The 22,691-nt window shown below is 73.0% G+C and carries 22 protein-coding genes; 5 read left to right on the top strand and 17 right to left on the bottom strand.

Annotation, left to right across the window (positions count from 1 at the left end; all coding sequences use genetic code 11):
* Positions 1–20: 20 nt before the first annotated feature.
* From ACFQTY_RS04720 to sucC, 3 genes are all read right to left on the bottom strand, one after another.
* Complete coding sequence (locus ACFQTY_RS04720) at positions 21–1,325, bottom strand: DUF6350 family protein (protein WP_378097897.1); 1,305 nt, start codon at positions 1,323–1,325, stop codon at positions 21–23.
* Positions 1,326–1,440: 115 nt separating this feature from the next.
* A complete protein-coding gene (gene sucD / locus ACFQTY_RS04715; protein WP_378097894.1) occupies positions 1,441–2,316 on the bottom strand; it encodes a succinate--CoA ligase subunit alpha in 876 nt (291 codons plus the stop codon).
* Between the two features lie 30 nt (positions 2,317–2,346).
* Positions 2,347–3,528: an ADP-forming succinate--CoA ligase subunit beta gene (gene sucC, locus ACFQTY_RS04710; protein WP_291757793.1), complete on the bottom strand. Its 1,182-nt coding sequence runs from the start codon at positions 3,526–3,528 to the stop codon at positions 2,347–2,349.
* A 197-nt stretch (positions 3,529–3,725) separates the two neighbouring features.
* On the opposite strand from sucC, the gene ACFQTY_RS04705 reads away from it, so the two are divergent.
* Together ACFQTY_RS04705 and ACFQTY_RS04700 are read left to right on the top strand one after the other, a co-directional pair.
* Entirely contained in the window at positions 3,726–3,944 is a 219-nt protein-coding gene (locus ACFQTY_RS04705) for a helix-turn-helix domain-containing protein (RefSeq protein WP_378097891.1), read from the top strand.
* Complete coding sequence (locus ACFQTY_RS04700) at positions 3,944–4,519, top strand: Clp protease N-terminal domain-containing protein (RefSeq protein ID WP_378097888.1); 576 nt, start codon at positions 3,944–3,946, stop codon at positions 4,517–4,519. Before ACFQTY_RS04705 ends, ACFQTY_RS04700 begins: the two co-directional genes overlap by 1 nt.
* A gap of 21 nt (positions 4,520–4,540) precedes the next feature.
* Here the strand turns inward: ACFQTY_RS04700 and ACFQTY_RS04695 are convergent, their stop codons facing one another.
* The 6 genes from ACFQTY_RS04695 to ACFQTY_RS04670 all read right to left on the bottom strand — a co-directional run bounded on the left by ACFQTY_RS04695 (position 4,541) and on the right by ACFQTY_RS04670 (position 11,776).
* Positions 4,541–5,674 carry an arabinan endo-1,5-alpha-L-arabinosidase gene (locus ACFQTY_RS04695; RefSeq protein ID WP_378097885.1) on the bottom strand — a complete coding sequence of 378 codons (1,134 nt, stop codon included), beginning with the start codon at positions 5,672–5,674 and terminating at the stop codon, positions 4,541–4,543.
* Between the two features lie 25 nt (positions 5,675–5,699).
* Positions 5,700–7,208, bottom strand: a complete 1,509-nt coding sequence (locus ACFQTY_RS04690) for an alpha-N-arabinofuranosidase (RefSeq protein ID WP_378097881.1) — start codon at positions 7,206–7,208, stop codon at positions 5,700–5,702.
* 83 nt (positions 7,209–7,291) lie between these two features.
* A complete protein-coding gene (locus ACFQTY_RS04685; RefSeq protein ID WP_378097878.1) occupies positions 7,292–8,206 on the bottom strand; it encodes a carbohydrate ABC transporter permease in 915 nt (304 codons plus the stop codon).
* Positions 8,203–9,147, bottom strand: coding sequence for a carbohydrate ABC transporter permease (locus ACFQTY_RS04680; protein WP_378097875.1), 945 nt, complete (start codon positions 9,145–9,147; stop codon positions 8,203–8,205). Before ACFQTY_RS04680 ends, ACFQTY_RS04685 begins: the two co-directional genes overlap by 4 nt.
* A gap of 65 nt (positions 9,148–9,212) precedes the next feature.
* Complete coding sequence (locus ACFQTY_RS04675) at positions 9,213–10,580, bottom strand: ABC transporter substrate-binding protein (protein WP_378097872.1); 1,368 nt, start codon at positions 10,578–10,580, stop codon at positions 9,213–9,215.
* 164 nt (positions 10,581–10,744) lie between these two features.
* Positions 10,745–11,776 carry a LacI family DNA-binding transcriptional regulator gene (locus ACFQTY_RS04670; protein WP_378097869.1) on the bottom strand — a complete coding sequence of 344 codons (1,032 nt, stop codon included), beginning with the start codon at positions 11,774–11,776 and terminating at the stop codon, positions 10,745–10,747.
* A gap of 192 nt (positions 11,777–11,968) precedes the next feature.
* Between ACFQTY_RS04670 and ACFQTY_RS04665 the strand changes: the two genes are divergently transcribed.
* Positions 11,969–12,439, top strand: coding sequence for a GyrI-like domain-containing protein (locus ACFQTY_RS04665; protein WP_378097865.1), 471 nt, complete (start codon positions 11,969–11,971; stop codon positions 12,437–12,439).
* Positions 12,440–12,442: 3 nt separating this feature from the next.
* Here the strand turns inward: ACFQTY_RS04665 and pcrA are convergent, their stop codons facing one another.
* Genes pcrA through ACFQTY_RS04640 form a run of 5 tightly spaced genes read right to left on the bottom strand, consistent with a single transcriptional unit; the run spans position 12,443 to position 17,997 of the window.
* On the bottom strand, positions 12,443–15,019 hold the full coding sequence (gene pcrA, locus ACFQTY_RS04660; protein ID WP_378097862.1) for a DNA helicase PcrA: 2,577 nt from the start codon (positions 15,017–15,019) through the stop codon (positions 12,443–12,445).
* A gap of 53 nt (positions 15,020–15,072) precedes the next feature.
* Positions 15,073–15,567 carry a DUF456 domain-containing protein gene (locus ACFQTY_RS04655; RefSeq protein ID WP_291757800.1) on the bottom strand — a complete coding sequence of 165 codons (495 nt, stop codon included), beginning with the start codon at positions 15,565–15,567 and terminating at the stop codon, positions 15,073–15,075.
* A 10-nt stretch (positions 15,568–15,577) separates the two neighbouring features.
* Positions 15,578–15,934: a hypothetical protein gene (locus ACFQTY_RS04650; protein ID WP_378097858.1), complete on the bottom strand. Its 357-nt coding sequence runs from the start codon at positions 15,932–15,934 to the stop codon at positions 15,578–15,580.
* Positions 15,935–15,970: 36 nt separating this feature from the next.
* On the bottom strand, positions 15,971–16,642 hold the full coding sequence (locus tag ACFQTY_RS04645; protein ID WP_263729599.1) for a response regulator transcription factor: 672 nt from the start codon (positions 16,640–16,642) through the stop codon (positions 15,971–15,973).
* Positions 16,639–17,997: a PspC domain-containing protein gene (locus ACFQTY_RS04640; protein WP_378097854.1), complete on the bottom strand. Its 1,359-nt coding sequence runs from the start codon at positions 17,995–17,997 to the stop codon at positions 16,639–16,641. The genes ACFQTY_RS04645 and ACFQTY_RS04640 overlap by 4 nt, the downstream gene beginning before the upstream one ends.
* 126 nt (positions 17,998–18,123) lie before the next feature.
* Here ACFQTY_RS04640 and ACFQTY_RS04635 point away from each other — a divergent pair, with 126 nt between their 5' ends.
* Both ACFQTY_RS04635 and ACFQTY_RS04630 read left to right on the top strand, forming a co-directional pair.
* Positions 18,124–19,596: a PspC domain-containing protein gene (locus tag ACFQTY_RS04635; RefSeq protein WP_378097851.1), complete on the top strand. Its 1,473-nt coding sequence runs from the start codon at positions 18,124–18,126 to the stop codon at positions 19,594–19,596.
* Positions 19,596–20,129, top strand: a complete 534-nt coding sequence (locus ACFQTY_RS04630) for a hypothetical protein (RefSeq protein ID WP_378097848.1) — start codon at positions 19,596–19,598, stop codon at positions 20,127–20,129. The genes ACFQTY_RS04635 and ACFQTY_RS04630 overlap by 1 nt, the downstream gene beginning before the upstream one ends.
* Positions 20,130–20,318: 189 nt before the next feature.
* On the opposite strand, the gene ACFQTY_RS04625 is transcribed toward ACFQTY_RS04630, so the two are convergent.
* From ACFQTY_RS04625 to ACFQTY_RS04615, 3 genes are all read right to left on the bottom strand, one after another.
* Positions 20,319–20,870: an aromatic ring-opening dioxygenase LigA gene (locus ACFQTY_RS04625; RefSeq protein ID WP_378097845.1), complete on the bottom strand. Its 552-nt coding sequence runs from the start codon at positions 20,868–20,870 to the stop codon at positions 20,319–20,321.
* A gap of 231 nt (positions 20,871–21,101) precedes the next feature.
* Positions 21,102–22,247: a glycosyltransferase family 4 protein gene (locus tag ACFQTY_RS04620; RefSeq protein ID WP_378097841.1), complete on the bottom strand. Its 1,146-nt coding sequence runs from the start codon at positions 22,245–22,247 to the stop codon at positions 21,102–21,104.
* A gap of 41 nt (positions 22,248–22,288) precedes the next feature.
* Entirely contained in the window at positions 22,289–22,690 is a 402-nt protein-coding gene (locus tag ACFQTY_RS04615) for a DUF3817 domain-containing protein (RefSeq protein ID WP_378097838.1), read from the bottom strand.
* Position 22,691: the final 1 nt, after the last annotated feature.

Here is a 22,691-nt window from a genome sequence, read left to right as displayed (position 1 = left end):
CGACGGCCGAGCGCGAGCGCTCAGGCCCCGCCGAGCTCGGTATCGTCCGGCACCCACGGGTCGGCCGCCCGCCTGTGCACCAGGTGCCGCACGGCTGCGCGGACCACAGGGGCGCTCAGCGTCGTCGTGACCGCGGCACCGACCCACACCCAGAGCCCCACCCGCAGGCCGACCAGCCAGCCCTCCGCTCCGACGACGGCCATCCGGCCCGGGCCCGCCGCCCCGCTCGCGGCCGTCACCACGAGCGCGACCAGCACCGCGACCACCCCCGCGAGCAGCCCCGCCGCCGCGGCCGGGTGCCACCACCGCCGCGCGGACCACCCGCGGTGCAGCACCAGTCCGGCCAGCACGCCGACCAGGGCGAGCACCAGCGGCAGCACCGCGGCCGCGATTCCGTGCACCGTCTCGGCGGGCAGCATGCCGAGCAGCGGGACGGCCGGGAGCGATCCGGGGACGACGGCGTCGGGCGCGAACCGGGACCCCGCACCGACGGAGAAGCCGACCCCGGAGACCCACGTCAGCGCCCAGACCACGATGTTCGGCAGGTAGCCGAGCTGGACCACGGCGAGCACGACGCCGCCGATCACGTCGAGGTTCAGCCCGCCGACCACGGACGCCACCTGAGTCCGCCCGTCCAGCAGCCACCCGCACGTCACCAGGCTCGACACCACCGCGAGCAGCGCGACGGTGAGCAGGCCCGTGCCGAGCGCCGCGCGCAGCACGGGTGGCAGCCGACGGGTCAGCGGCTGCGCGAGCCGCGCCCACGTCGGCGCGTCGCTCTTGCGCATCACCCCCGTGCCGAGCCCGAGCAGCGCGACCACCGCCCCGCCCAGCAGGGCGCGCGGCAGCCCACCGCGCGCCGCGGGCGTCAGCGCGGCCATCCCGGCCACGACCACCACGTAGGTCGCCATCCCGGACAGCGAGGAGGACCAGCTCGCCGCGCCCGACCGCCGGGCCGAGGCGTGGCAGGTGTACACCGCGAGCGCGGTCACGCCCAGCGGCACCAGGCCGACCGTGATCGCCCCGACGCTGACCGTGACGCCGTGCCCGAGCAGCCAGACCGCGGTGCCGACCCCGACGGCGCGCACCCATGGCACGCCGTCGTTCGCCGGGTCGGCGGAGGTCGCCACGAACGCGGCGACCGACGGGACCACGATGACCAGCCACGACAGCAGGGCACCCTGCAGGGCGGCGAGGACGCCTGCGACCCACCGCGGGGCGCCGTCGAGCGCGCTGCCGAGATCGACGGCCAGCGCCAGGTCACCGGCACGTCCGCGGGTCGTCCGCGGCGCGCGGCGGATGGCGGGGTCGGTGCGCAGGCTCACGCGCCCATGGTCGGCCGACCACCGCGTGCCGTCCGGCAGGCACGTCCGGCGAGTCGCTCACGGCGCGACCCGGCGCCGTCGCGCCCGCCGCAGCGCGCGCGACGCCTCCGCGGGCTCAGGACAGCAGCGCGCGGACCAGCGCGGCGGTCTCGGACGGCGTCTTGCCGACCTTGACCCCGGCGGCCTCGAGGGCCTCCTTCTTGGCCTGCGCGGTGCCCGACGAGCCGGAGACGATGGCACCGGCGTGGCCCATGGTGCGGCCCTCCGGTGCGGTGAACCCGGCGACGTAGCCGACCACCGGCTTGGTGACGTGGTCGCGGATGTACGCGGCGGCACGCTCCTCGGCGTCGCCGCCGATCTCGCCGATCATCACGATCGCCTCGGTGTCCGGGTCCTCCTCGAACGCGGCGAGCGCGTCGATGTGCGTCGTGCCGATGATCGGGTCGCCGCCGATGCCGATGGCCGTGGAGAAGCCCAGGTCACGCAGCTCGTACATCATCTGGTACGTCAGCGTGCCGGACTTGGACACCAGCCCGATGCGGCCGGGACCGGTGATGTCCGCCGGGATGATGCCGACGTTCGACTGCCCGGGGCTGATCAGGCCGGGGCAGTTGGGGCCGATCACCCGCACGCCGTTGTCCTGCGCGTAGGCGAAGAACGCGGCGGTGTCCGCCACCGGGACGCCCTCGGTGATGACGACGACCAGCGGCACCCGGGCGTCGACCGCCTCGATCACCGCGTCCTTGGTGAAGGCCGGCGGGACGAAGACGACGGACACGTCGGCACCCGTCTCGGCGACAGCCTCGGCGACCGTCCCGAAGACGGGGACGTCACCGGTGGGGAACGTCACGGTGGTGCCGGCCTTGCGCGGGTTCACGCCGCCGACCACCTGCGTGCCGGACGCGAGCATCCGGGTGGTGTGCTTGGTCCCCTCGGACCCGGTCATGCCCTGCACGATCACCCGCGACGCAGCGGTGAGGAAGATGGCCATGGCTGTTCGTCTCTCTCGTCGTCGGGTGGCTCAGGCGGCCGTCGAGGCCAGGCGGGCCGCGTCGTCCGCGCCGCCGTCCATCGTGTCGGCCAGCGTCACCAGCGGGTGCGCCGCCTCGGTGAGGATCCGGCGGCCCTCGGCGACGTTGTTGCCGTCGAGGCGGACCACCAGCGGCTTGGACGCCTCGTCGCCGAGGATGCCCAGGGCCGCGACGATGCCTCGCGCGACCTCGTCGCACGCGGTGATGCCGCCGAACACGTTGACGAAGACGGCCTTGACCTGCGGGTCGGACAGGATGATGTCCAGCCCGTCAGCCATCACCTGCGCCGAGGCGCCGCCGCCGATGTCGAGGAAGTTGGCGGGCTTGACGCCGCCGTGGCCCTCACCGGCGTAGGCGACCACGTCGAGCGTGCTCATCACCAGGCCGGCGCCGTTGCCGATGATGCCGACCTGACCGTCGAGCTTGACGTAGTTCAGGCCCTTCTCCTTGGCGCGCGCCTCGAGCGGGTCGGCTGCGGCCTTGTCCTCGAGCTCGGCGTGGTCCGGGTGCCGGAAGTCGGCGTTGGCGTCCAGCGACACCTTGCCGTCGAGCGCGATCACGTCGCCGTCCTCGGTCAGCACCAGCGGGTTGACCTCGACCAGCGTCGCGTCCTCGTCGCGGTAGACCGCCCACAGCCGCTCGAGCACGTCCACGACCTGACCGGCCACCTGCTGGTCGAAGTCGGCGGCCCGGACGATCTCCTCGGCCTTGGTGCGGTCGATGCCGGTGCGCGGGTCGACGGCGACGCGGGCGAGGGCCTGCGGGCGCTCGACGGCGAGCTGCTCGATCTCCATGCCGCCCTCGACGGACGCCATCGCCAGGTACCGGCGGTTGGCCCGGTCCAGCAGCAGCGACACGTAGTACTCGCTGGCGATGCGGGCTCCCGCGGCCACCATCACGCGGCGCACGGTGTGGCCCTTGATGTCCATGCCGAGGATCTGGCCGGCGACCTGCTCGGCCTCGTCGGCCGACCGGGCGAGCTTGACGCCGCCGGCCTTGCCGCGGCCACCCACCTTCACCTGGGCCTTCACGACGACGACGCCACCGCTCTCGCCGAGCAGCCGCTCGGCTGCGGCCCGCGCCTCCGCGGGCGTCGTCGCGACGATGCCCGGCAGGACCGGTACCCCGTGCTTCTCGAACAGGTCCCGTGCCTGGTACTCGAACAGGTCCACGCCGGCGCGTCCTCTCGCTCATCCCGCACGTCGGTGTAGGCGACGTGCGCACCGGTGGCGACTCTAGCCGGGGACCGGCGATTTCTCGACATCGAGAGATTCGTTCGACGCGCCGGGCGGGGGGTGGTGGCCGCCGAGCTGCATCTGCCTCCAGAGGCGTCAAGCCGCCTTGACAGAGCGTCGAACGTCAATCTAGGTTGACGCCCATGACCGACACGTTGCTCGACAGGGCGACCTCCGACGACCCGGCGAGCGGCCTGGCCGCCGTCGGGGCGCTGCGTGAGCTCGCCGACCGCCTCGAGGCGCTGCAGGTGGAGCGTGCGCGGCGGCTCGGCTGGTCGTGGCAGCAGGTCGCCGCCGCCCTGGGCGTGTCCCGGCAGGCCGTCCACCAGAAGTACGGGAAGAGGTTGGGCTGATGTTCGAGAGGTTCACGCAGGACGCCCGCACCGCCGTGGTGCAGGCGCAGGAGCTCGCGCGCGAGCTGCACGCCGACCGGATCGGCACCCAGCACCTGCTGGCCGGCGCGGTGCGGACCGAGGGGTCGGCCGCCTCCCGCGCGCTCGCCTCGCTCGGCATCCGGCCGGCCGACGTCGACGCCGCGGTGCGGCGCCGCAGCAGCACCGGGCTCGACGCGGACGCCCTCGCGGCGCTCGGCATCGACCTCGAGGCCGTCCGCGCCCGGGCCGAGCGGCTGTTCGGTGTCGGTGCGCTCGACCGGCCCGCACCCGGCCGGGGCGGCCGACGAGGCACGCACGTCCCCTTCGACACCACCGCCAAGAAGCTGCTCGAGACCACCCTGCGCGAGGCGGTCGCAGCCGGGCACCGGCGGATCGACACCGGCCACCTGCTGCTCGCGGCCGTGCGTCTCGAGGACGTGCCGGCGCACCAGGTACTGCTCGGCCTCGGGCTGGCACCGGAGGAGGTCCGGCGGGCGGTCCGACGGGCGTGGGCCGAGCCGGACGACGGGCCGGCCGGCGTGCTGGTCGGCTGAGACCGCCCCGCACCGGCCGCGTCAGGGCCGTGGTGACGGTCCGGCGCTCGCGGCGGTGCCGGCCTGCTCCGCCGCCGTGGTCGCCACCGGCCACCCGTCGTCCGTCCACGCCAGCTTGCGGATCGCCAGCCTAAAGTCGCCGCCGGCCGTCGCGTCGTAGTAGTGGAAGGCCAGGTACCCGTTCGAGTACGACTGCCCGCCCGGGCCGACCATCGTCCCGGTGGTACCGAGCAGCGGCGTCGCACCGTCGAGCGTCGCCGGGGTCCCGGTGCGGCCGATGTACGGACCCCGCACGTCGGTCGACCGAGCCACCGCGATGTTGTACGTGGACGCGGTCCCTCGGCAGCAGCTGTCCCGCGAGACGAAGAGGTAGTACCAGCGGCCACGGTGCACCAGGTAGCCGGCCTCGATCGCGTCGGGTGGGCCGAGGCGGCTCGCGATCGTGGTCGGGCTGGCGCCCGGCGCCGGCTTGCCGGACGGCCACTGCAGCTGCAGCAGCCGGATGCCGCTCCAGAAGGAGCCGTACGCCATCCAGGGCGTGCCCGACGCATCGGTCACGACACCGGGGTCGATCGCGTTGTCGCTGCTCTGGCCGGCCGTGGAGTGCCACACCTCGCCCCGGTCCACCCAGTGGTAGGCCGGGTCCGCCGGGTCGAGCGTCGTGTTGGTGGTGAGCCCGATCACCGAGGTGTTGGAACCGAACGTCGACGCCGCGTAGTAGAGGTAGTACGTGCCGTCGTGCTCGACGACCTCCGGTGCCCAGAAGTTCTGCACGCCCTTGACCCGCTGGTACACCCACTGCGGACGTGTCGCGGCGTCCCACACGGTGCCGACGTACGTCCAGGTGCGTCCACCGTCCGTCGACCGGCGGACCTGCGGAGCACCGAGCCCCACGTGCACGTCGCCCGTCGAGAAGACGTACCAGGGCTGCTTGCCGGTCCCGGCCACCAGCGCGGGGTCGTGGGTGTGCAGGTCGCCGTGCAGGTCCAGCGCCTCGGCGGCGGGCCCGGCGGCGCTCGTCGCCGTCGCCGGGCCCGCCCCGGACGCCACGCAACCGGCGGTCAGCAGGACGACCGCCAGCAGCAGCGCGGCTGCCAGCAGGTGACGACGTCCAGGGTTGGGGCCGGACGTCGCCACCTGCCGGGTCACAGGCACCGGAGAGCCAGCGGGTGGGGCCGGGTCACAGTCCCAGCCGGACCACGTTCCAGGACACCGGCGGCACCGTCAGGCTGAGCCGTCCGTCCCGCACCGCGGCGGTCGCGTTCGAGCGAGGCGCCACGCTGCTGTCGTCGTCCGCCGTCGCCTGCCAGGTGTGGTCGGGGTTGGACAGCGTGCTCGCGGACGTGAGCTGCAGGCCCGGGATCGAGCGCAGGTCCACCTCGAGGCGGCCCTCCTGCGTCGTCGAGCGGTTGACGGCGAACAGCGCCACGGCACCCGTCTCGGGATCGTGGGTCGCGACCGCATCGACCAGGGGGGCGTCCCCGAACTTCGCCGTCTCGTACGTCGGCACGTCGATCGCCACCTGCAGCACGTCGCCGAGGGCGGCGGACGACGCCTGCGCGAACGGGTGGAAGATCGTCTGCTTCCACGACCGGCCGCCCGGCTCCGTCATGATCGGCGCGATCACGTTGACCAGCTGGGCGAGGCTGGCGGCCGCGACCCGGTCGGTGTGCCGCAGCAGGCTGATCAGCAGGCTGCCGACCACCACCGCGTCCGCCACGTTGTAGCGGTCCTCCAGCAGGACGGGCGCCACCGGCCAGTCGTCGCCGGTCGGCGGCTGGGACTCGGCCCGGTGCTGGTACCAGACGTTCCACTCGTCGAACGAGATCGCGATGCGCTTGGACAGCTTCTTGTGGGCGCGGACGGCGTCCGCCGTGGCCGCGACCGACGTGATGAAGTGGTCCATGTCGAGCGCCGACGCGAGGAACGAGCCGAGGTCGCCGTCCTGCTCGCAGTAGTAGGCGTGGGCCGAGATCATGTCGACCTGCTCGTAGGCCTCGGTGAGCACCGTCTGCTCCCACTCGCCGAAGGTCGGCATCCCGACCCCCGACGACCCGCTGGCCACCAGCTCCAGGTCCGGGTCGATCATCCGCATGGCCCGCGCGGTCTCCGCCGCCAGCCGGCCGTACTCGTGGGCGGTCTTGTGACCGATCTGCCAGGGGCCGTCCATCTCGTTGCCCAGGCACCACATCTTCACCTTGTACGGCGCGGCCGCACCGTTGGCCCGCCGCAGGTCGGACAGAGCGGTCCCACCCGCGACGTTGCAGTACTCGAGAACGTCCAGCGCCTCCTGGATACCCCGGGTGCCGAGGTTCACCGCCATCATCGGCTCGACGTCCGCGGCGGCGGCCCACCGCATGAACTCGTCCACGCCGACGAGGTTCGGCTCGGTCGAGTGCCAGGCGAGATCCAGTCGCCGCGGGCGGCCCTCCACCGGTCCGATGCCGTCCTCCCACCGGTACCCGGACACGAAGTTCCCGCCCGGGTAGCGCACGGTCGAGACGCCGAGCTCGCGCGTCAGCTCGATGACGTCCTTGCGGAAGCCGTCCGCGTCCGCCGTCGGGTGGGACGGGTCGTGGATGCCGGTGTACACGCAGCGACCGAGGTGCTCGACGAACGAGCCGAAGGTGCGGCGGCGGACCGGGCCGACGCGGAACGCCGGGTCGAGGGTGAGGGTGGCAGTGAACATGCGGGTGGAGCTCCTGGTTCGTGGTGACGTGCGAGGGAACCGCGCCGGCACGGTGCCGCCCTGGCGGGCGCCGTGCCGTCGCACTACTTGATCGAGCCGAGCGACAGGCCGCCCTGCCAGTACTTCTGCAGGCTGAGGAACGCGATGATCAGCGGGAGGACGGAGACCAGCGCTCCCGTGGTGATGAGGTTCCACACCTGCTCGCCGCCGGCACCGGCGTTCGACAACGCCTGCCAGTTGTTCAGGCCGACGGTGACGGGGAGCAGCTGCGGGTTCTGGACCATGGCGAGCGGCAGGAAGAAGTTGTTCCACGTCGCCACGACGGTCAGCAGGAGCACCGTCACGATCGCCGGCCGCAGGAGGGGCAGGGCCACCTGGGCGAACACCCGCAGCTCGCCCGCACCGTCCACGCGCGCGGCGTCGAGCATCTCGTCCGGCACCGCGTCCTGCGTGTACACGCGCATCAGGTACACGCCGAGCGGGGACAGCAGCGACGGCAGGATGACGGCCCACATCGTGTTCACCAGGCCCACCCGGCTCAGCAGCACGAACGTCGGGATCACCAGCGCGGTGAGCGGCACCATCACCGAGCCCAGGAGCACCGAGAAGTACAGGTTGCGTCCGCGGAACCGGTACTTGGCGAACCCGTAGCCGGCGAGGATGGCAAGCACCGTGGCGCCGATGCCACCGGACAGCGCGTAGACGAACGAGTTGGCGAGCCACCGCCAGTAGATGCCGCCCTGGTGCTGCCCCAGGCCACGCAGGTTGTCCAGCAGGTTCAGGTGCGAGTCGAACCACAGGGGGCCGTGCGCGCCGGTGAAGAGACCGGAGTTGCTCTTGGTCGCGGCGACCACCAGCCACCACAGCGGGAGGATGAAGTAGAGGACGAGGACCAGCAGGAAGAGGTGCGAACCCAGCCGCGGGCTGCGCCGGGCGACGTTGGCGGCGACGTCCGCGTCCTGGTGCCGGGCAGTCGGCTGACGAAGGCTCGTGGTCATGACTGCAGTCCGCTCTGCTTGCGCGTCAGGAAGAGGAAGAAGTAGGAGCCGATGAAGACGACGACCCCGAGCGCGAAGGCGATGGTGGACGCGTAGTTGAACTGGCTGTAGGAGAACGCCAGCGAGTACGCGTACATGTTGGGCGTGTAGTCGGGCGGGATCGCGCCCTGCGCGATGGAGCGCAGCACCTGCGGCTCGGTGAAGAACTGCAGCGTGCCGATGAGCGAGAACACCACGACCATCACCATCGAGCTGGAGATCATCGGCACCTTGATGCGCGTCGAGATCTGCCATCCGCTGGCACCGTCGATGCGCGCCGCCTCGTAGATCGACGGATCCACGGAACGCAGGGCCGCGTAGATGACCACCATGTAGTAGCCCGACCACTGCCAGGTCACGATGTTGACGAGGCTGGCGAAGATCATGTTCTGCGCCAGGAAGCTCGGGGCGTGCAGACCCACCAGGGCGAGGATGTCGTTGGCGGGCCCGAACCGGGGGCTGTAGAGGAACCCCCACATCAGCGCACCGATCATGGCGGGCACCGCATAGGGCACGAAGATCATCAGCCGGGAGAACTTGGACAGGCGCGTCGTCAGCGTGTCGAGCACGAGCGCCGCGACGAGGGCGACCACGATCTGCACCGGCACCATGACGATCGCGTACAGCGCGACGCGCTCGAGACCGTGCAGGAACAGCGGGTCGGTGAAGGCCCTCGCGTAGTTGCCGAGGCCCACGAAGCGGTCGCCGGTGGCGAGAGTCTTCGACCGCAGGCTCATCCAGAACGCGTACGCGATGGGCGCCACGAGGAATGCCAGGAAGATGACGGTGAACGGTGTCACGAAGAGCCAGCCCCAGCGCTGCCTGTTCGTCTCGATCGAGCTCGCCGCACCCCGGGCCGTCGTCGCGCTGCGCTGCGGTGCGGTGGACGTGATGGTGCTCATGGACCTTCCTTCCGCCAGGCCCGGGGTCGGCGCGCGGACGACGCGCCGACCCCGGGACGAGGACCTCAGTTGCTGACCTTGAAGCCCTGCTGCTTGGCGTACTGCACGAGGCTGTTCTGCAGGTTGTCCAGCGCGGTCGAGGCGTCCTGCTTACCCTGCGCCATGTCGTACAGCTGCTGAGTCTGCTGGTCGAACGCGTAGTTCTGGAACGGGCTGAACGTGAAGCCCTTGTAGCCGGCGGCCGCGGTGAGGAACACGTCCTTGTTGATCTGCTGACCACCGAAGAACGGGTACGCGAGGTTCTTGAAGTAGTCCGAGTCGAGGATCGGCTTCCACAGTGGGAACAGGGCGCCCTGCTCGATACCGATCTTCCACGCCGCTTCCGTGTTGAAGACACCCTTCGCCACCTCAGCGGCGGCGGCCTTGTCCTTCGCCTGGCTGGTCACCGCGAAGGTTGACCCACCCCAGTTGATCTGGACGGGGCTGGAGGCGTCCCACTGCGGGATGGGCGCCGCCTTCCACTGCGCGCTCGCGTCGCTCCCGGACAGGCCCTTGAGGTAGCCCGGGCCCCACGCCGCCGCCAGGTAGACGGCGTACGTACCGTCGACGAGCTTGGTGTTGTAGTCGGTGGTGAAGGCGTCGTCGGCGGCGACGAGCTTCTTGTCGAGCAGGCCCTTCCAGTAGCTCAGGACCTTCTTGGCGTTGTCGTCGTTCGCCTTGATGCCGACATCCGTGGGCTTGGTGGAGTCGTACGTGAAGGGCGTCGAGCCGACCTGCGAGAACAGCGCCTGGTTGAACGCCCGGCCGTTGGTCGGGAAGTTGGTGATGTACCCCTTGTAGCCCGCGTCCCTGAGCTTCTGGGCCGCGGTGGCGAACTCGTCCCAGGTCGTGGGGACCGGGACGTTGTACTTGGCGAAGATGTCCGCGCGGTAGAGCATGCCCATCGGTCCGCCGTCGACCGGGATCGCGTAGACGTGCGAACCGCTGGAGACGTCCTTCCACGCACCTGCCGTGTAGTCCTTGGCGACGTCCGCGGCACCGTACGACGAGAGGTCGACGAGCGCGTTACGAATCGTGAAGCTCGACAGCACCTCCGCCTCGAGCATGATGACGTCCGGCGCACCCGACTTCGCCTCGATGGCGGTGGAGAACTTGGTGTACTCGTCGTTCCCCTGACCCGCGTTGGTCCAGCAGATCTGGACGTCGTCGTGGGTCGAGTTGAACTGGTCCACCACCTTGTCGAACGCCGGGTACCAGGCCCAGACCGTCACCTTCTTGGCCGACGGCTTCTGGATGGTGTTGGTGCACGAGCCGGCCGCTGCGGCCGACGCTGTGGACGAGGCGCTGCTGCCTCCGCTGCTGCAGGCCGTGAGCAGTGCGAGGGCTGCCGCCGCGGGCAGGGCGACCCACCTTGCGAGCAAGGACTTCCGCATCCGAATCCTCCTTGATCCGAGTCAGGTACCGGCGACTGCGCCGGCCGACACGTCGAGGCGCGACGCGCGCCCTGCAACGTTGTAGTACAACGATAGAGAACCTGTCGACCGGATGACAAGTCACAGAACGGACACGATGTCCCGGTCCCACTGATCTCCACCGCTCAGCTGCGGGTCGACTCCCGCGCGACAACCACGTAGTCCGCGACGATCGTGCGTGGGGGGCCCGCCGCGTCGCCGCGCTCGATCCGCTCCCTGAGCAGACCGACTGCCGTCTGGGCGATCTGCTCGCGGCCCGGCGCGATCGACGACAGGGTTGGTGTGGAGTACTGCGCCTCCTCGATGTCGTCGAAGCCGATCACCGCCACCTCGCCCGGCACCTCGATCCCCCGGTCGTGCAAGGCGTGCAGCACACCGAGCGCGAGCGCGTCGTTCATCGCGAACACCCCGTCGATCGGCGCACCGGCGTCGAGCAGCCGGTTCATCGCATCGGCACCCGTGGCGCGGTGCCAGAGGCCGGCCTCCCCCACCAGCGCCGGGTCGTACGGCAGGCCGGCGCCCTCGAGCGCGGCTCGATAGCCCTCGAGCCGGAGGGCGGCCGAGCCCGACGACTCGCCGAGGTGCGCGCCGACGACGGCGATGCGGCGTCGGCCGCGCCCGATCAGGTGCTCCGTAGCGGCTCGGGCTGCCTCGACGTTGGCCATCGTCACGTGGTCCGCTCGCGCGCCGAAGATCCGTTCGCCGAGCAGCACCATGGGGAAGTCCAGCTCCAAGGACGTCAGGTCGCCGAGGTCGAGCGCAAGGGGCGAGTAGAGCAGCCCGTCGGTCAGCTGCCGCTGCGCGCTGGTCAGGACGGCGAGCTCCCGGGCGCGCTCGGCACCGGTCTGCTCGATCAGCACCGTCAGGCCCGCGCTCTCGGCGGCGCGGATCACCGAGTCGGCGAGCTCGGCGAAGTACGGCAGCCGCAGCTCCGGCAGGGCGAGGCCGATGATGCCGGTGGACCCGCGGCGCAGGTTCCTCGCGCTGAGGTTGACCTGGTATCCGAGGTCCGCGATCGCCTGCTCGACCCGCTCGCGCGTGGCAGGGCGGATGTACGGGTACTCGTTGAGCACGTTGGAGACCGTCTTGATGGACACACCCGCCCGGGCGGCGACGTCGTGCATCGTCACACCGCCCGTGCGACCTGCACGGCTCATCACGTCACCCTCTCCCGTCGCCCGCCCACCCGTCCGCCACAGGGTGGCAGACGCTGCGCGCACCGGACCGCACGACGCCGCGCCGTCGGATCGTACATCGTTGTATAGGACCGCCATCAGGACCTCTGCACCACGCCGCAGCTCGTGACGCACCATCTCGACGGCGACCCGGCTCAGCGGGACGCTGGAGCCATGACGACCGAGGAGATCGCGCGTGAGGTGCGCGCGGAGCAGCAGGTGGCGGTGGTGTGCGGGCGGATGACGACCGAACAGCTGCCGGGGTTCCTGGGTGGTGCGTTCGGCGAGGTGATGGCGACCGTCGCGGCGCAGGGCCGGCACGTCGCCGGCATGCCGTTCGGCCGGTACGTGCCCGTCGGTGACGGCACGTTCGATGTCGAGGCCGGCTTCCCGGTGGACGCGCCGGTGGTGGCGCAGGGCCGGGTGGCGCCGCGCACGCTGCCCGGCGGACCGGCGGTGAGCGTGGTGCACCGCGGCAGCTACGACACGGTCGCCGCGGCGTACGAGCTGCTGCTGCGGTCGGTGAGCGAGGCCGGCGCGGAACCCGCGGGAGCTCCGTGGGAGTCCTACCTCGACGAGCCGGGGGTGCCCGAGCCGCGGACCGAGGTGGTGCTGCCGTACACCGACCGCGCAGCCGGCGCCTGAGGGCTACAGCTTGGTCACGGGCGAGAACCGCAGCAGCAGCCGCTTGGTGCCGGCCGAGCCGAAGTCGACCTTGACCACCGCGTTGGGACCGGCGCCCTCGAGCGCCACGACGGAGCCGAGGCCGTAGGCGTCGTGCGTCACGCGGTCGCCGACGGCCAGCGCCGGGATCGCCCCCTCCGGCCGCGGCTTGGCCGAGCCGAAGGACGCGCCGGTGGACGGCAGCGGGGCGCGCTCGGTGCGCGATCCCGACCCGCCGCCCGAGGAGCCCCGTGGGCCGTCGGACCAGGACGAGCCCCGTCCGCCTCCGCTGCCGAAACCGGACCCCCAGCCGCCGCGGATCCGCGACGTCGACGACTCGCGCCGCCGCCAGTCGATCAGCTCGTCCGGGAGGTCCTCGAGGAACCGGCTCGGCGGGAACTCGTTCGGCACGCCCCAGGCGGTGCGGACCGCGGCGCGCGAGATGTACAGCCGCTGCCGGGCACGCGTCAGCCCGACGTACGCGAGCCGGCGCTCCTCCGCGAGCTGGTCCGGGTCGGACAGCGACCGCAGGTGCGGGAACGTGCCGTCCTCGAGGCCGGTGAGGAACACCACCGGGAACTCCAGGCCCTTGGCGGTGTGCAGCGTCATCAGCGTGACGACGCCCTGGTCGGGGCCCGTGCCCTCGTCGCCGCCGTCCGGCGTCGGGATCTGGTCGGAGTCCGCCACCAGGGACACGCGCTCGAGGAAGTCGGCGAGGTCCCCGTCGGGATCCCCCTGCTCGAACTCCGTGGCCACCGCGTGCAGCTCGGCGAGGTTGTCCACCCGCGAGCCGTCCTGCGGGTCGTCCGACGCCCGCAGCTCCGCCAGGTAGCCGCTGCGGTCCAGCACCGCGCCGAGCACCGTCGCCGGACCGGCGTCGGCCGCCAGCTCCCGCAGGCCGCCCAGCAGCTCCCGGAAGGCCGTGAGGCCGGTGACCGCGCGTGTGCCCAGTCCCGGCACCTCGTCGAGCCGCTCGAGCGCGGCCCCGAAGCTGATCCGCTCCCGCTCGGCGAAGGCGGCCACCATCGCCTCGGACCGCTCCCCCAGCCCGCGCTTGGGCACGTTGAGGATGCGGCGGGTGTTCACGTCGTCGTCCGGGTTGGCGATCGCGCGCAGGTACGCGATCGCGTCCTTGATCTCGCGGCGCTCGTAGAACCGCGTGCCGCCGACCACCTTGTAGGGCAGGCCGACGCGGACCAGCACCTCCTCGATCGCGCGGGACTGCGCGTTGGCCCGGTAGAAGATCGCGACGTCACCGGGCCGCACGTCGGCGGTGTCGCCGAGGCGGTCGATCTCCTCGGCGACGAACCGGGCCTCCTCGCGCTCGTCGTCCGCGACGTACGCGACGATCTGCGGGCCGGCACCGGCGTCCGTCCACAGCCGCTTGGGCTTGCGGCCGGGGTTGCGGGAGATCACCGCGTTGGCCGCGGAGAGGATCGTCTGCGTGGAGCGGTAGTTCTGCTCGAGCAGGATGGTGCTGGCGTCCGGGTAGTCCGCCTCGAACTCGAGGATGTTGCGGATGTTGGCGCCACGGAACGCGTAGATCGACTGGTCGGCGTCGCCCACGACCGTCAGCTCGCCGCGCGGCACGCCGTCCGAGCCGTCGCCGACCAGCTCCTTGACCAGCACGTACTGCGCGTGGTTGGTGTCCTGGTACTCGTCCACCAGCACGTGCCGGAACCGGCGGCGGTAGTGCTCGGCAACCGCCGGGAACGCCTGCAGCAGGCTGACCGTGGTCATGATCAGGTCGTCGAAGTCGAGCGCACTGGCCTGCCGGAGGCGCTGCTGGTAGCGGCTGTAGACCTGCGCGAGCGCGGTGTCGAAGTCGTTGGCGGCGCCCTGGCCGCTGGTCGCCGCGAACGTCTCGGGGTCGACCAGCTCGTCCTTGAGGTTGCTGATCTTGGCCGCGAGCGCCTTGGCCGGGTAGCGCTTGGGATCCAGGTCGAGCTCGCGCGCGACCAGCGTCAGCAGGCGCTGCGAGTCCGCCGAGTCGTAGATGGAGAACGAGGAGCGCAGGCCGAGCGTGGTGGCCTCGCGGCGCAGGATGCGCACGCACGCCGAGTGGAAGGTGGACACCCACATCCGCTGCGCCGAGGGGCCGACCAGGGCCTCGACGCGCTCACGCATCTCGGCGGCGGCCTTGTTGGTGAAGGTGATCGCGAGGATCTCCCCCGGCCGGGCGTGGTGCGTGGCCAGCAGGTGCGCGATCCGGTGGGTCAGCACCCGCGTCTTGCCGGAGCCGGCGCCCGCGACGATCAGCAGCGGACCGCCCTCGTGCAGCACGGCCGCGCGCTGCTGCGGGTTCAGGCCCTCGAGCAGCTCGTGGGCACGGGCCTCGTCGCGCGCCTGCGCCTGCTCGCGCGCACGCGCACGGTCGTCGTCCGCGCCCTCGGGCGCCCCCGCGCCCGTCGCCGCCCCGGCGCGCTCGTCCTCCCGGGGCGGCAGCACCACCGGCAGGCCCGAGGACTCCCCGACGTGCGTGGGCCGGACGGAGCCGGACGCGGGGGTGCCGCGGACCGACCCGGGGAGGGGCAGGGACAGGTTCTCGAACAGCGACGTCATGGCCCTACCAGGGTAGGCGAGCGGACCCACACACCTGGGCGCGGCGGGCCTCCTCAGCGGGTGACCAGCGCCACCACCCAGACGCCCGCGACGAGGAGCGCCGCCGTCAGCTCCACGAGCACCGTCAGCCCGGCTGCGCGCAGGGCGACGCCGGTCGCGCGCCAGGCCGCTGCATGCGACCGCAGCCGCAGCCGCTCCGCCAGGTAGACGCCGAGCACGAACCCGAGCACCACCCCGACGACCGGGACGACGACGAACCCGACCACGCCGAGCACCCCGCCCCACACGAGGGCCGATCGCGGCACTCCCCCGCGCCGCAGCTGCCGCCCGGCGAGCAGGTACTTCAGCACCTGCCCGGCCGCGGTGAGCAGCACCGCGACCACGGTGACCGTCCAGCCGCGCGGCCCACCGGTCAGCGCGCCCCATCCCGCGACCGCCGCGCCGACCAGCAGGGCGCCGGGCAGCACCTGCACCACGGTGCCCACCAGGCCGACCGCGACCAGCGCGCCAACGAGCCAGGTCAGCTCCCCGGCCGCGCCGATCGTCATCCCGTCGGGGCTACTGCCAGAGCACCGCCACCGCGACGTTGAACGCCGTCAGGCCGCCGATGGTCAGCACCAGCCAGCGCGGCACGCCCTTGTCCTTGCGCCGGCCGCCCCACGCCACCAGCCCGGTGACGATCAGGGCGACGACCAGCTTGACGCCCAGCTTGGCGTTGCTGAAGTGCTCGTCGGGCTTCCATGCGCCGGACGTGAGCAGGAACGCGAGGATCAGACCGGTGACCAGGGCGGTCAGCGCGCCGTGCAGCATCCCGGTGGGGATGCGCGGCGGCCGGAGGCTCACCAGGGCGCCGCCGAGCACGATGGCCCAGCCGATCAGGTGCAGCACGATGAGGACACCAGCGACGACGGTCATGGCGCGACCCTACGAGACGGCCCCGTGCGGCGCGTCTCAGAGCAGCCGACGCGCCGCCGCCCACCGGGTCAGCTCGTAGCGGCTGGACAGCTGCAGCTTGCGCAGCACCGCCGAGACGTGGGTCTCGACCGTCTTCACCGAGATGAACAGCTCGCCGGCCACCTCCCGGTAGGAGTAGCCGCGCGCGATCAGCCGCATCACCTCGCGCTCGCGTGCCGACAGGCGGTCGAGCTCGTCGTCGCCCGTGGCCACGTCGCCCGCCGCCGTGCCGAACGCGTCGAGCACGAAGCCGGCCAGCCGCGGGGAGAAGACGGCATCGCCGCCGGCCACGCGCAGCACGGCGTCGGTCAGGTCCGGACCGCTGATCGCTTTGGTGACGTAGCCGCGCGCGCCGACGCGGATCACACCGACGACGTCCTCGGCGGCGTCGGACACCGACAGCGCGAGGAAGCGGGTGCCCGCGAGCAGGTCCGCGCACCGGCGGATCACCTCGGCACCGCCACCGCCGTCACCCCCGGGCAGGTGCACGTCGAGCAGCACGACGGGCGGCCGCAGCCGGTGGATCACCTCGACGGCCTCGTCGACGCAGTCGGCCTCGCCCACCACGTCGACACGCTCGTCCAGGGACGCACGCACGCCGGTGCGGAACATGTGGTGGTCGTCCACCAGCACCACGTCCACCGGTGGGCGCACCGCGCTCGTCGTCATCGGGCCACCTCCGTCCTCTCCGCCCGTCCGTCACCGTCCGCCGCCGGCCGCGCCACCACGGGCGGGACGACCGCGGCGCCGACGGGGAGCAGCAGGTGCACCTCCGTGCCGCGGTCCGGCCGGCTGGTCACCGTCGCCGTGCCGCCGCGCCTGTGCACGCGCCCCATGATGGACTCCCGCACGCCGAACCGGTCGGGACCGATCGCGTCGACGTCGAACCCGTCGCCGTGGTCGCGGACGAACACCTCGACCTCGTCCGGACGGACCTCGAGGTAGAGCGAGACCGGCGGGCGGCCGTGCACCACGGCGTTGACCAGGGCCTCCCGGCTCGCGGCGAGCAGGGCGTCGGTCCCCTCGTCGGGCACCCGGTCGCCGACCACGACGGTGTCGACCGCGACGGGCTCACCGCCCGGCCCCGAGCGGGAGTCCTCCACCTCGGCGACCACCGCGCGCAGGGCCGCCGCAAGCGACGTGCCGGGGGCCGGTCGGTCGTCGTAGAGCCACTCGCGCAGCTCCCGCTCCTGGGCGCGGGCCATGCGGGCGACCTCGGCAGGCTCGTCCGACCGGGCCCGGATCAGCGCGAGGGTCTGCAGCACGGAGTCGTGCAGGTGCGCGGCCATGTCCGCCCGCTCCGCCTCACGAGCCCGGGCGGCACGCTCGTCCCCCAGCTCGCGCCACAGCCGCAGCCACCACGGCGCGAGCACCAGCCCGACGCCGGCCAGCACGGCGACCGCCGCGACCACCGCCTGCAGCAGCACACCGGGCGCGATCCCCTGCCCGGTTGCGCCACCCACCAGCAGCAGCACCCCGACGCCGGCCAGCACCACGCCGCCGACCAGGCGCAGCACGCTGACGGGCACGCGACCACCGGCGCGCTCCCGCAGCCGTCCGCGCTGCACGGCGTCCAGCTGGCTCCACGCGAGCACCAGACCGGCCGCGACGAGCATCGCCGGCAGCACCCACTGCAGCCCGAGCGACCCCTGCTGCCGGGCGAGCAGCAGCGCGGCCGCGCCCGCCATCAGCAGCACGCCGACGGCCACGTCCGTCACCGGGAGGCGGCTGGGGGTGCCGTCGGTGCCCTGCCGGCGCGCCAGCCGGGCGAACGCCGCGGGCCGCGCGGCCTCGGCCGCCTCGGCGGGGTCGCCCTCCGGGACCGTCAGCCACCAGAACCCGTAGAGCAGCGGTCCGACGCCGAGCACGGGCGTGAGCACCACGAAGAGGACCCGCACCAGGCGGACCGAGATGCCGAGGTGCACGGCCAGCCCGATGGCCACCCCGGCCAGCCGACGGCCCTGGGCCGGGCGCCGCCACGGCAGGCGCGGCGGCGCAGGAGGCGGCACGGGAGCGGTCCACACAGGTCGATCGTGACACGTCCGGGTGCTGGTGAGGGCAGCCGCCGGGGCAGGATCAGGGGCGGTTCAGGGTGCGCTCAGGGGGCCACCCGATGGTGGCGGCGGGACACCCCGGCGGACGATCGGGACATGGACAACCCGACCTCCCCGACGCCGGCACCCGGGCCGGCGCCCGCCCCACCGGCGGGGTTCTTCGCGGCGATCCGCCGCACCGGGCTCTACCGTTCCGACGACCGCTGGATCGGCGGCGTGTGCGGCGGCCTGGCCGCCCGGTTCGGCGTCGACCCGCTGCTGGTGCGCGGCATCGTCGCCGTCACCGTGCTGCTGGGCGGCTTCGGCCTGGTGCTCTACGCCGTCGGCTGGGCCCTGCTGCCGGAGCAGCGGGACGGCCGCATCCACCTCGAGGGCCTGACGCTGGGGCACCCGGACATCGCGCTGCTCGGCGCACTGGTGATGCTGCTCGTCGGGCTGGGACGCGGCTCCTACTTCGGCTTCGACGGCCACGTCCCCGGCTGGATCCAGGGCCTGTTCTGGGTGGCCGCCGTGGTGGGCGCCGTCGTGCTGGTCGCGACCGCCGCATCCCACCGGACCACCACGCCGCGCCCACCGACGCCCTACGGCCCGTTCCCGGGCGGCCCGGTGCCGCCCGGAGCACCCGTGCCCCCGGTGCCCGGCACGGCGTCGACCACCTCTGCGGCCGCAGCCGGCTACCGCCCGGCCGCGCAGATGCCGGCACCCGCTGCCTACGGCGCCGCACCCCAGACCCCGACGACCGGCCAGCCCGGTGGCCCCGGCGCCTACCCGCCGCCCGGCCCCTACGGGCCGTACCCCGGCTCGGCAGCGCCGTCCGGCCGTCCCGGCTACCCGCCGCAGGCTCCGTACTCCCCGGGACCCGTCCCGCCGCGCCCCGTCGCGACGGCCACACCCGTGTACCCCTCGCCGGTCCGGCGCTCCGCCGGTCTGCCGTGGGTGGGCAGCGTGGTGGCGCTCGGCCTGCTGACGCTCGCCGGCCTGCTGATCGCGCAGCGCACCACCGACTTCACGGGACCGGTCGTCGCCACGGCGGCGGGGGTGACCGTGGTGCTCGCCGGCCTGGCGACCATCGCGGTCGGGCTGCGGGGACGACGCAGCGGCGGGCTGACCGCCGTCGCCATCATCGCGGTCCTGATCGCCGGACCGGCCGCGCTCGGCGAGCGCAGCGACTGGACCTCACCGGGTCTGTCGCACGCGCAGCAGGTCAACGGGTCGTCCACCGTCACGGTGTCCGACCGCGCCGAGGCCGCACGCGGTGTGCGCGCCGGCGTCGGGAACACGCGCATCGACCTCAGCTCGGTGCCGATGGACGCCAGCACCCTCGAGGTGCCGCTGTGGCTCGCGGTGGGCAACTACACCGTGGTGGTGCCGCACGGCACGGCCGTCACGGCGACGGTCGACCTCGGCGCCGGCTCCGTCAGCTGGCGGCTCGACGGCGGCACCGACCAGGCGAACGGCGTCGGCATCTCCCAGCGCAACTTCGCCAACCAGGCCGCGTCCAGCGGCACGTCGCAGCTGCACCTGCGGATCAGCATGGGCACCGGCGACCTGACCATCGAGGAGCAGTGATGAGCACCGACGACACCCGCCCGCTGCCCGCGGCGGACGACGAGACGCCCACCCGGGCGATCGAGCCGGTCGCGGCGGACGAGGCCGAGCCGGCGGTCGACACCGCCACCCTGGACCAGGACAGCGCAGGGACCACCCGGCCGCTGCCGATCGCCGAGGAGACGGTCGCGACGTCCCGCGAGAGCGCGGACGCGCCGCGGTCGACGGCGGCGAGCGAGACGGCGGCACCCCCGCGGCCGACCGCGGCACCAGCACCCACGCCGGCGTCCGCACCCACGCCGGCACCCGCTCCGGCACCGGCTCCGGCAGCGGCGCCCGCCACACCGGCCGGGCCGGAGCTGCGGGTCGGGACGGTGGTGTGGGGCCTGGTGGTGGCGGTCGTCGGCATCGGGATCGTCTCGTTCGCCTGGGGCGCCCGGATCGACGGCGGGCTCGCACTGATCGTGCTGCTCGCCGGCGCGGGAGTCGCGCTGCTGGTCGGCTCGCTCGTCGTGGCGCTCCGCCGGCCGCACCGGCGGGACGGGCGGGCCTGAACCGACGCGCAGGAGGGCGCGCCGCGGACGTGCACCGCGAGGCGGTCGGGTCGGCCCGGAGGGCCGGAGACGGTGGGCCGACCCGGCCGAGCAGCAGGTCAGCAGGGTGATGAGGGACGAAAGAACGAGGGACGGTCGACCGGTTGGTCGACCGTCCCTCGTTCTGTGGGACCGTGCGTGCTGAGCAGGTCAGACGGTGACAGGCTCGCGAGCCGCCGCCGTGGCCACCGCGGCGGGCCGCGACAGCTTCATCAGGGTCCAGCCGATCAGGGCGAACACGACGCCGACGCCGACCGCGAAGAGCGCGACACCGAAGGCGATCACCGAGGTGAACAGCGAGGCGCGGAGGAACGAGCCGTTCATCACGGTGGTGCGCTGGCCCTGCAGCTTGACGACGTCGGCGTCCTTGGCGATCTCGTCAGTGGACTTGCCGGCGGCCTTGAGGTCGGCCTGCTTGGCCGAGATCATGGCGCCGAGCTCGGCGTACGTCTTGTCGTTGCTGGCCGTCAGGGCGTGGTGGCGGATGATCATCGCCTGCGAGAACGCCGTCCACGGCGAGTTGACGTCCTGGCCACCGAAGGCCGAGGCGTCGGGCGAGACGGTGATCTTCTCGTCGGCCAGGTTCGCCGACACGGCGCCCCACGTGACGCCGCCGGCGACGATGAAGATGGCGCCGAAGATCAGAACGATGAGGCCCAGGACCCTGGCGGTCCCGGTGCGCTCGCTGAGGGTGGTGGACATGGTCTCCCCGATTCGTTGGTGAATCTCTGCAGCTGGCGAGGCCCGGCGAGATCCGGCCCTCGGTGAGCGTCTGTGCTCGAGAGAAAGCGTCGCTGCTGGTGGAGGCACCTGGCTGGGACCCAGGTCCCGCGGAATGTAGCGCCGCAGGTCAGGGCACCCTTTGTCGACAGATCTCGTCCCATGACCCCCCTTGCACGGGGTCGGGCAGCCCCCGGACGGGGCGACGGAGCGTCAGTGCGTGCCGACGAGCGAGCGGGCGCGCTCGTACTCCACCTCGGCGGCGCGGAGCACCCGCTGCCATCCGAAATCGGGTCGCCGGGACCGGTTGTGGGCCGCCATCCGGTCCAGCAGTGCGCCGTCCCGGGCGAGCCGCACGATCGCCATCGCCATGTCGTCGTCGTCCTCCACCAGCAGCCCGTCGACGCCGTCGACGACGAACTCCGCGATCCCCGTCCCCCGGCGTGCCACCACCACAAGGCCGGCGGCCCGCGCCTCGAGCGCGGCGATGCCGAACGCCTCGAGCTGGGCGGGGGCGAGGAACACGTCCGCGTCCTCGTACGTCGCCCGCACCTGCTCCCGCGGCACCTGTCCGCGCAGGTCCACCAGGTGCTCCAGACCGCTGTCCTCGACGGCGGCCTGCACGGCCCCCCGGGCCGGCCCCGAGCCGAGGACGGTGAGCCGGAGCCGGTCGGGCGGCAGCCGCCGTGCAGCCTCCGCCACCGCTCTGACCAGCGGAACCGCACGCTTGCGCGGCGCGAGCCGCATGGTGGCGACCAGCCGCAGCGGCCCGCGCTCCCCCGGTCGGTCGGCCCGGTCGGGGTCGCCGCGCGGCGCCCACCGGTCCAGGTCGACACCGTTGGGCAGCACGTCGACGGGCTGTCCCTCGAACACCGCCGAGACGCGCTCGGCGGCCGCCGAGCTCACCGCCGACAGCGCCGCCGGCACCGTGCGCCAGTGCGACAGCTGCACGGCGCGGTGCAGCACGGGCGCGATGCCGTCGAGCATGCAGTGCCACGTGATCGCCGTCGGCAGGCCGGCGGCGATCGCCAGGCGGGCCCCGTCGTAGGCGAACGGCGACACCACGCCCGCGTGCACGTGCACGACGTCGGGCTGCACCGCGCGCAGCGCCTGCGTGATCAGGTGCGGTCCGCGCGGGTTCACCGGCAGCTCGAAGGGCATGCGCGCACCGAGGCGGTGCACCTGCACGCCCCGGACGTCCTGCAGCGCGCCGCCCCGCTCGCCGTCGGGGCCCAACGTCCCGGTCAGCACGTGGACCTCGTGCCCTGCGGCGACCTGGTAGGTCGCCAGGTCGCTGACCTGGGTCTCGATGCCACCCGTCCGGGGCGGGAAGCAGTCGGAGACGTGGACGATCCGCACGCGGGCCCGCTAACCGAGAGGTGCCTGACGGCCTGCCGCGCTCACCGGCGGCCGAGCGTCGCCAGACGCTCCTGACCGTCGGCGTGCACCCGCCGCTCGAGGACGAAGGACATCACCGGGACCACGCCGGCCGCCGCCATGGTGACGAACCGGCCCAGCTTCCACCGCATCACCGACCACAGGTCGAACACGGTGACCAGGTACACGATGTACACGAAGCCGTGCAGCCGCGGCACCCAGTCCAGCGCGTTCACGTGGAAGCCGTACTTGAGCACCATCTCGAGGCACAGCACCAGCAGCATCGAGCCGGTGACGTAGGCCATCACCCGGTACCGGGCCAGCGCACCGGACGCGCGCCGCACCCGCGGGTCCACGGCCGCAGCGGCCGTCGGGTCAGGTGTCGGCTCCGTGCGCGGTCCCGTCGAGTCCGTCGTCCCTGTCACC

Origin of the sequence: Cellulomonas sp. T2.31MG-18 (assembly GCF_964266755.1) — a bacterium.
GTDB lineage: Bacteria > Actinomycetota > Actinomycetes > Actinomycetales > Cellulomonadaceae > Cellulomonas.
This window is presented reverse-complemented; position numbering and strand designations above follow the sequence as displayed.